Source organism: Candidatus Marivariicella sp. (genome assembly GCF_983056325.1).
Map to the genome: position 1 here is coordinate 1 of NZ_CEZOWA010000029.1, position 9,562 is coordinate 9,562.

8 protein-coding genes are annotated in these 9,562 nt (G+C 31.5%); 6 read left to right on the top strand and 2 right to left on the bottom strand.

Translation table 11 applies throughout. The features are described 5' to 3' along the window. On the bottom strand, positions 1–431 hold a 431-nt coding region (locus AC3ATN_RS08080; RefSeq protein ID WP_487532767.1), incomplete at its 3' end, for an energy transducer TonB. A 441-nt stretch (positions 432–872) separates the two neighbouring features. On the opposite strand from AC3ATN_RS08080, the gene AC3ATN_RS08085 reads away from it, so the two are divergent. Next, complete coding sequence (locus AC3ATN_RS08085) at positions 873–1,931, top strand: metallophosphoesterase (protein ID WP_487532768.1); 1,059 nt, start codon at positions 873–875, stop codon at positions 1,929–1,931. Between the two features lie 80 nt (positions 1,932–2,011). On the opposite strand, the gene AC3ATN_RS08090 is transcribed toward AC3ATN_RS08085, so the two are convergent. Further along, positions 2,012–3,493 (bottom strand): acyl-CoA synthetase, encoded by a 1,482-nt coding sequence (locus AC3ATN_RS08090; RefSeq protein ID WP_487532769.1) that lies wholly within the window; start codon positions 3,491–3,493, stop codon positions 2,012–2,014. Between the two features lie 155 nt (positions 3,494–3,648). Between AC3ATN_RS08090 and AC3ATN_RS08095 the strand changes: the two genes are divergently transcribed. The 5 genes from AC3ATN_RS08095 to AC3ATN_RS08115 all read left to right on the top strand — a co-directional run. Next, entirely contained in the window at positions 3,649–4,557 is a 909-nt protein-coding gene (locus tag AC3ATN_RS08095; protein WP_487532770.1) for a homocysteine S-methyltransferase family protein, read from the top strand. A 64-nt stretch (positions 4,558–4,621) separates the two neighbouring features. Then, positions 4,622–5,398 carry a DUF481 domain-containing protein gene (locus AC3ATN_RS08100; RefSeq protein ID WP_487532771.1) on the top strand — a complete coding sequence of 259 codons (777 nt, stop codon included), beginning with the start codon at positions 4,622–4,624 and terminating at the stop codon, positions 5,396–5,398. Positions 5,399–5,400: 2 nt separating this feature from the next. Continuing rightward, complete coding sequence (locus tag AC3ATN_RS08105) at positions 5,401–5,940, top strand: Pycsar system effector family protein (RefSeq protein WP_487532772.1); 540 nt, start codon at positions 5,401–5,403, stop codon at positions 5,938–5,940. A gap of 15 nt (positions 5,941–5,955) precedes the next feature. Next, entirely contained in the window at positions 5,956–7,542 is a 1,587-nt protein-coding gene (locus tag AC3ATN_RS08110; protein ID WP_487532773.1) for a tetratricopeptide repeat protein, read from the top strand. Between the two features lie 14 nt (positions 7,543–7,556). After that, the coding region (locus tag AC3ATN_RS08115; protein WP_487532774.1) for a hypothetical protein at positions 7,557–9,562 on the top strand (2,006 nt) is incomplete at its 3' end.

Sequence of the window (9,562 nt, forward strand, 5' to 3'; positions counted from 1 at the left end):
ACACTTACATTTACACCTTTTTGGACAACTGGGGGCATATCCGGAAGTTTTGAGATAATCCGAACTGCTTCTTTTTCTAAATTTTTATCTGGTCCACGTGTGCGAATATTCTTAATACTGCCGTCTTTAGAAATGATAAAAGTTACATAAACTCTTCCTTGAATTCCCATTTCCTTTGCAATTTCTGGATATCGGAAATTTATTTTGACATGCTTTTTCATTTGCTCATGGAAACATTGTCTTCTATCTGATTTTTTTACACCCTCACAACCAGGAAAAATAGGTACACTTTCCCAAGAATTTTCCACTGCTATATTCTTTTTTCTAACTACTTTATTCCACTCATCATCCGCTTTACTTAAGTCCTCAGTAAATTGAGAAAAAGAAAAATGTGATATTGTCAATATTAAATAAATAACAAATTTTCTCATAATTTTTAAGTTACGTATAAATCTGAAATCGATATAATATTTATTAAAAAAACTGATTGCGATAAACGAATCAAACCACCTAGTGTCCAAAAAGGTATAAACAGTGCTTCTGGGTGCTATTAATATATTTTATATGTTATAAATTATACAGCTATACAGTTACAGTGATAAGAACTGGTAGGGCCGCCAACACACCCTCTAGATCTTTGATTTAAAGAGTTTTTATTTTCCATTAGTCGTGGCTTTTAATCTGTATTTTCTTGATTAGGTTTTTTACTTGTGTTTGTTTGTTTTGGGTTTTTGACTTATTTTAGTTTCAAACGAAAGTAATATGTGGGGTAATAACAAATGGACTAATTCAATGATGAAAAAGTATTGGTGGTTTACAATTCTTGTTATTATAATTTATATTGTTTTAATATTCGCTTAATTACTGTTTTCATGAAAAAACCTCTTCTACTATTACTGTTTATTCCACTCCTTTCTTTTGGACAAGTTCTTGGGGATATGAAAAATGGTATTGATGACAAATTCTCTAGTCTATCTGACGGACCATATGTTTTTATTAAAAGAAACAGGCTTATTGAAAAAATGATAGTTAACGGTAAAGTTGTTTCTAAAACTTTAAGTAAAAAAAAATACGATAGAAAATATTATTCAGACAAAGCTACCTTCAAAGGCGTTGAAAAAATTGCTGCATTAAGTGATATTCATGGACAATACGATCTGGTAATTGAGCTGTTAAAAAACAACAAAATTATTGACAAAGCTCTAAACTGGAACTTTGGGAGTGGACATTTAGTGATTGTTGGAGATGTTTTTGATAGGGGAGAAAAAGTTAACGAACTGCTATGGTTAATTTATAAACTTGAAATTCAAGCGAAAAACAAAGGGGGTCGTTTACATTTCCTTTTAGGCAACCACGAATATATGGTCCTTCAAAAAGACCTTCGATATATCGCTAACAAATATAAATTATCCTCTCAATTATTGAATTTGGATTATTCTGAATTATACAGTGATAAGACTATCATCGGAAGATGGTTGCGTTCTAAATCAACAATTATAAAAATTAATGACAATGTTTTTGTTCATGGTGGTGTTTCTAAAGAATTCATAGATAAAAATGGTGTGGATTTGGAGAAATTAAATACCATGATGAGAGAGCATATTGACACTCCTAAAAAAAGGATGAAGTCTTTAGGCTATTATGATTTATATTATGGCCCAAAGGGGTTAATATGGTATCGTGGATATTTCCAAAAATATGGAGACTTAAAGGAGGTCGATATTTCAAGAATTCTAAAGCTTCTGGACTCAAAACATATTGTGGTTGGTCATACCTCAGAGAAAGAAGTGGTTCAATTATATAACAATAAAATATTTGCTGTAGACTCGAGTATTAAAAGGGGTGAATATGGAGAAATCTTAATTATTAAAAATAAACGGTTTTTTAAAGGAACTTTGGGCGGAAAACTTATTGAATTACCTAATCCGTAATTATGTTTTTATTCTAAACAGAATTTTTTATTCATTGCGATTAAAATCAATCCAAAATAAAAATTGAAGATTACGTTGTGTTAATCAAATGAATTTTTTAGACTTTTTTTTGTCACTTTACCCAAAGTGTTTCTGGGTAATTGCTTAAGAATAATTATTTTTCTTGGAATTTTATAAGCAGGTAATAATTCTTTCGCCCAGTCTTTTAATGAGCCTAAGTCAATATTTTTATCCTTTAAAATTATTCCTGCGGCAACTATTTCTCCCCACTCATCGTCAGAAATACCTACCACTGCACATTCTTTAATTTTCGGATGTCTTAATAATACATCTTCGATTTCTAATGCAGAGACTTTATACCCTCCCGATTTAATAATATCTATTGAGTCTCTTCCCAAAATTTTATACATTCCATTTTTAAAAATAGCTACATCTCCACTTTTAAACCATCCGTCTTGATGAGAATCAATTGTCTCTTTTGATTTTTTCCAATACTCTTTAAAAACACTAGGACCTTTAATCTGAATTTCTCCAGGCTCGCCTTTGTCATCAACACGCTTTCCGTTTGAATCAATAAGTCGAATCTTAACTCCAGGTAAAGGGAGTCCAACATGACCTGGTCGTCTTTCGTTTTTGTATGAATTTGATAAAGCCATCCCTACCTCAGTCATTCCGTATCGCTCCAAAAGAGTATGTGATGTAATTTCTCTCCATCTATCTAATATTGGGACTGGTAACGCAGCAGATCCTGAAACCATAAGTCTTAAGTTTTTTATCCCCGCCGAAAACTTTGTTTTGTCTTTTTCAGAAGAGGATTCCCAAAAATCAATTAATTTAAAATAAATCGTGGGGACTGCCATAAATAATGATAGCTGTCCATTTGTTAATTTCTCCCAGACTTCCTCGGAGTCAAATTTTGGTAAAAACTCACAGCATGCTCCTGACCAGAGAGCACAACTTAAAACATTAATAATTCCGTGAATATGGTGAAGAGGAAGAATGTTTAAGATTTGATCCTTTGACTTCCAATCCCATGCATTTACAAGACATTCGATTTGAGATTGTATGTTGTGATGGGTTGTAACGACACCCTTAGGCAAGTTCGTTGTTCCGCTAGTGTACAATATCATAGCCCTTCTATCTGACGAAATAGTGGGTAGGTCTGCGATTGAACTCTCTAATAAATTGTCAACAACTAATAATTTAATTCTAACCTCCTTAGCTAATGGTTCTAAGAGCTTCTTATACTCTTTACTGACAATTATTATTGATGCTTCAGAGTTTTCAATCACATACCTAAGCGATGGTAAGGGGTGAAGGGTACAAAGCGGCACTCCAATCCCACCTGCTCTCCATATACCCCATTGAGTTACTACATATTCAAAACTTGAAGGAACTAAAAAAGCAACTCGATCTTCTAATAAGTCTATTTTATTATTCAGTAGACTGGAAGCTAAGGAGTGTGATTTTCTTAACAGTTGGTCATAACTGTATTGGGTCTGATTAGATATAATAGCTGTCCTGTCAGAAAAAAATTTGGCTCTTTTTACTATCTCAATCATTATTTTAATTTATAATGTTTTTATTATTGTCTATCAAAGTTAAAAATCTATCATTAATGGGTTTGAAAAATGAATTTTGATTTAGATAGTAAACCGGAAACAATGATTTTAAATTATCTTGCATACCTAATTATTCAGAATTTAAAGTATTACAAATGGATAAAGATTTTTTTAAAAAAGTACGTGTTTTGGATGGGGGTATGGGGCAAGAGTTACTCGCTAGAGGACTTGAGGTAAACGGAACTTTATGGAGTGCAAATGCATTGTTAAATGAAAAATATCACAAACTTGTTTTAGACACACACATAGATTTTATTAAGTCTGGTGCAGAAGTTATCGTTACAACAACCTTTAGCTCAAAAAGAATAAGACTTCGAGAAAATAATATTGAGAATAAATTTGAATCCCTAAATAATACCGCTGGTAAAATAGCAAGAAAAGCTAAAAAGCTTTACCCCCATGTATTAATTGCAGGAGGTCTACCTCCTCAAAACCTTGTTTATGAAGCTGACACTAGAGACGACACTGAAATAAGAGATAATTTTTATGATCAGGCGAAAATACTCAATTCCTATGTGGACTTCTTTTACCTGGATGTTTACAGCAGTGTTAATGAATTCAGGCAGGCAATAGAAGCAATAAAACCTTTTAACAAACCCTATTTGATTGGGGCTCATATTTCGGAAGGAGTAAATCTACCCAGTGGAGAAAAAATAACAGATATTGTAACTGAAATTCATCATAACAATTTGATAGGACTAATGCTTTCCTGCATCTCCCCTGAAAATTACGAGTTAAACCTCGAAGAAATAAAAGGGCTTGGTGTCCCTTTTGGATTTAAACTTAACGGATTTAAACTTACAAACCCAATATCAGGATATGCAGATAATTACGAAAATAGTACTTCTGGAAACCCAAGTGAGTTTTTGGGAAAAAGGCTAGATCTTACTCCTAAAAAATTTGCTGAATTTGCTAAAAAATTCATGGATGCTGGAGCAACAATTTTAGGAGGTTGCTGTGAGACAGGGCCAAATCACATAAAAGAAATCTCTAAATTGAAATAATTAATTCTGACCTTTATTGTGATAACTCATTTTTTAATTATCTTCGAGAAATATCATAATGATTTTGAAAAACAAGTACCTCTTTTACATTGGGATAATTTTACTCTCAACTAATCTATTCTCTCAAACTATTATTGATACAGAGTCTAGTTTAAAAAAAATTGATTCCACTTTTCATGCTTTTGCAAATTTTATGGGTGATAAGAAAACTGGTAACTTTGATCTTTCTTTTTTAAGAACTGACCTAACTATTGGGTCGAGAGTTAAAAATGATCTTTTTAGGCTAACTTTTTCTCACTCCTCTACTAATTTTAACGGTAATAATTTTGATAAAAGCACCAACCTTCAATTTAGATGGAATAAGATTTTAAACGAAGACCACAGCTTGTTTTTATTTCTTCAAACAGGGGAAAGTAAGAGGTCTTTTATAGAAGAAAGGACTTTGTTTGGTGTTGGTCTCAGGCAACATCTCTACAAAAAAGATAAAAATTATTTTGACATTGCCATAGGTCCTTTTTATGAATTCGAAGCATACCCTGAATATAGTTTTGAAAATGTTGACTACGATAAGTCAAACCATAAAACAACAAGGATTTCCTTCAATGTTTTTTCATCCATAAAACTCTTTGAAAATGTCACTTCATCGACTACACTATACTCCCAATGGAAATATAATGAAATTGCGAATGTTCGTGTTTTTGCCAATCAATATATTCGATTTAAAATCAATGAAAAATTAAGTACCTACGTAAGGTATATTGTAAGATACCGTTCTGTTAACTATATTAAACGTCTAAAAAACGATACGGATTTTGTCTATGGGCTTGAAATAAATATTTAAGAATGGAAAAAAGAAAAAATGTAGAAGACTTTTGGGAGATCATCCATTATAATTATGATCAAATCCGATACGCCGAAATTAAATCTAGTGTTGTGATTTCAGTTTATAGTTTGTTTTTTACAGCGGCTTATACGATAGATGTAATTGATGACGAAAATGTATACAGCTTGTCTTTTATTTCATTCTGGGACTACTTGACCTTACTTTTTTTAATTCCTGGAATATTCTTTACAATAGTTTCCTTTTCCTCCTGTATTCGATGTTTTCTTCCTAGACTAAAACAATCAGCTTTAAAATCTCCTTTATTTTTTGGAGACATAGCGATGGACAATAAGGACTTTTCAGAGTACCATCCAAAATTCAAAAGCTTACGAGAAAATCCTGAGGAATATCACAAACATTTAACTCACATGGTTTATGTAACGGGAAACATAGCTTTTACAAAATTTTTACATGTAAATACTGCAATCAAATCTTTAATCAAATCCATAGTGCTTTTTGTGTCCTACATACTAAGCCTCTACATTATTCAACTTTTTTAATTTAATACTAAAACAATGAAAAAATTAATCCTTTTATTAATATCTGTAATTACTATAGCTTCATGCTCAAGTAATAAAAAAGAAGTTCTAAGAATACCTTTAACTTCAAGTTCGCCAGAAGCGGCCAAATTACTTGATGACTATTTTTTAAATCAAGAAGAAAGAAGAAATTGGCTTAATGAAGAGCTCTTAAAGTCAATAATTTTAAAAGACCCTGATTTTGCTCTTGCTAAAACTCTAGGTAACAATATTAAATCCGATTCAGAAAAAAGAAGTGACTTTTCAAAAGCAATGTCAAGTCTTGATGGTCTCACAGATCTTGAATCAAGATTAATAGAGTCTAGTTATGAAAGACAAATTAATGGTGACAGAAAAAAGCAAGATGAAATTATGGACTCTTTAATCGATGACTATCCTCAATACTATCAACTTAGACTTTGGTCTGGAAATATTAAAAACAATTCAGATCCAAAAGCGTCAGAAAAACGTTGGAACGAAGCAATTGAGATTAATCCCGATTCGTTTTTTGCTTATTTTCAATTGGCTGCTCTTCATTTTCCAACAGGTTCAGGTTTTACAATGCTAGCTCCTGAACAACGTGATTTAGACAAGGGCATATCTTATCTTGAAAAAGGGGCAAAAATACTTCCCGAAAGCTCACGTCCATCAAGATTTTTAGGAAACATTTACAGAGGTAAAGGTGAATTTGATAAAGCATTGTCTGCATATGAAGAATCATTAGATATTATCAAAAAATTTGAGGCGGGTGAGGAAAGTGGTCCTTATGCAAATTCACTTTTAATGGTTGGTCATGTTTATACTTTTCAAAATCAATATCAACAAGCAAGAAAATTCTATGATCAGGCAATTGAGGTTTCTAAAAAGTTAGACGACCACTTCTGGATTGTATCTTTGAGTGAGCTTAAGGCTCATACTTATATTTATCAAAAAGATTTTGCAGGAGCTATTCGTGTTCTTTCTGAGTGTGAGGTTCAAATTGAAAACTTTACTGATATAGAGGAGTTAGAAAAACTTTTTTACCTCACATTCATTGAAGAATCAAAGTTTAGGGCGTTTGGTCACAGTCAAAAACAAGAAGAAACTCTTGCTTCTATAAATAAAATGAAAAAGTTAAGAGCGGGTCAAAAATCAATTTTATTAAACAATGCTGGAGATGATATCCAAAAAAGCCGTATTGAATTAAACACCTCTGCTAATGAGGTTTCGATGGATATATGGTATAATATTTTATTTGCGAACTACGATTCAGCTCGCGAGTTGTTAAATGAGTTTCAGGTCTTAAGTGAAACAAGATTGGGATTCAATACTAATGCAATGAATAATTTTTATAGATTGTCCGGTTATCTAAATTTAATGGAGGGTTATCCTGAAGAGTCAATCAAATCATATGCTAATCTTAGTGCTGAGGCAATGGGAGATGACTCGTATCATCAATATTTTTTAGGATTAGCCAAAAAAGCAGTAGGAGAGACAGATGAAAGTAAACAAATGTTTGTGACTTTGGCTAATGATAATTTCGCTACATGGCAAAATTCTTTAGTTAAAAACCTAGCTAAGGCTCAAATCAAAACAAACCTTTAATGATAAGGCTATCAATGAAAAGTGTTGCTTTAAGTGTCTTTTTTATTGTTTTTTGTTATGATTTGAGTGCTCAAAATAATCCAGTTGAATTGTCACTAAGCTCAAATAATGTTTCTGATATTGGTCGTCAAAACAGTGGTCTTTTATGGGTTGCTACTGATGAGGGTTTAAATGTGTTTTATGATGATGAAAGTCATGTGTTTTATTCTAACATCCAGGATTCTTTAAGTATTTTAAACTCTAAAGTTGATGCTTTGACCATAACCAAAGACGATAATCTAATCGCAATGTCTCAGGACGGCTTAAGTATCTTTAATTCTGATGAATTTAATTTTAAACAGATAAAGTTGGCTTCTAGTCCAGTGTCAATAGTTGAGGATATTCTGGATAATAAATATTGGGTGGCAACTGAAAACTCAGGCTATTATGTTATTGATTCTAATCTTAACTTAGAGGCTCACTATACTTTCGACCCCTTAAGCCCCTTATCAATTTCCACTTCAAAAGTTTCTAATAATAACGAAAAATCAATAATTTTCTCTGAGTCAAAGGTATTCATTGCTACTGATAATGGCTTTAATGTTTTTAACAAAAAACTTAAAACTTTTAAAAGATATTTTAAGGGAAAAAAATCTAAGCTCACAAGCAATAAGATCATTGGAATTGAAGAGTACGATGATAGATTATTAGTTGCCAGTGAAAAAGAACTTGTTGTTTTTAATATAGAAACATCAAGTTTTGATAATATGGTTTCAGTTTCTACTCAAATAAAATCTTTACTGTCTGTTTTTGAAGGCCCTATTTTTTTGAGAACATCAGGTGTAGACTATGAGGTTTCTCTTAGTTCTGGTAATCTCATGATCAATCCACTAAAAACAGGTTCGATTCCTAAAAGTTCGAAAGTTACTGACTTTAAAAATAATTTTTTATTTTGGGATGAAGGCTCATCAGACATTATTCAAACTGATTTAAATTTTAAAAATTCAGTACGTTTAAAATTTCTTGGAGATCTTAGTTCGGTACGTTCTGATAATGATGAGCTATATTTTACGACTAATATTGGTGTAGAGAAATTAAAAAACAAAAGTATTTCTGTAACTGAGATTGGAGGCTATGATGAGTCTGATTTCTTCTATACTTATAAAAATCAATATGTAAGTATCTATAATAACACCATTGAAATTAAAGACTTAAATCAGAAAACATATTATAAAAAAAGTTTTCCTTTTAGTTTTTCAAAAATGAAATTTGAAAGTGATGGGAATCTTATTTTCATTGGGGGAGGGGAATTATATGTTTTTGACATTAACAAAAAAAATCTTGATACTACTATTTTTTCTGAAAACTCTTTTAAGGGATATGTTATTGACAATTTGAAAAGTATTGATGATGTTTTAATGGCGTCTCACGACAATGGTTTGTTTGAAATTCCAAAAGCAATATTACTCAGAGATAAAAATGAAGAGTCAATAATTACTTATTATGATTATAACGAACTTTTAAACAGTAATGTGCCCAGGGGGTTCGTTGATATTGAAAAAATAGGTTCTCTTTTATATGTCACAAACCAACAATCTGGTCTTTCTGTTTATGAAAATAACTTCAATTCTTTTGTTAAAAAATTCACATACAATGGAGACTCCAAAAACTCTCTAGCAACCTCAACTCCAACAAAATTAATGTTTATTGAAAATGAAAGGGTTCTCTATATTGGTTCAGTCGGATCGGGTCTTTTTAAATATTCTTTAGATAATGATACTTTCTCAAATATAAATATTTCGGATGGTATGCTTTCCAATAACGTATATGACTTTTTACAATCGTCTAAGCGATTGTTTTTTCAATCAGGCTCCGGTATAAATTTTATTGAAAACGGATTGATAAAAAACATAACTCAAGAAGATGGTCTAAGTCCCGTTTCTTTTCATAAAGAATCATTACATGAGTTTAATGAACAAATAATTATTTCTGGTGAAGAATCCCTTCAGTCATTTTCTCTCGAATCCTTGAATTCATCTAA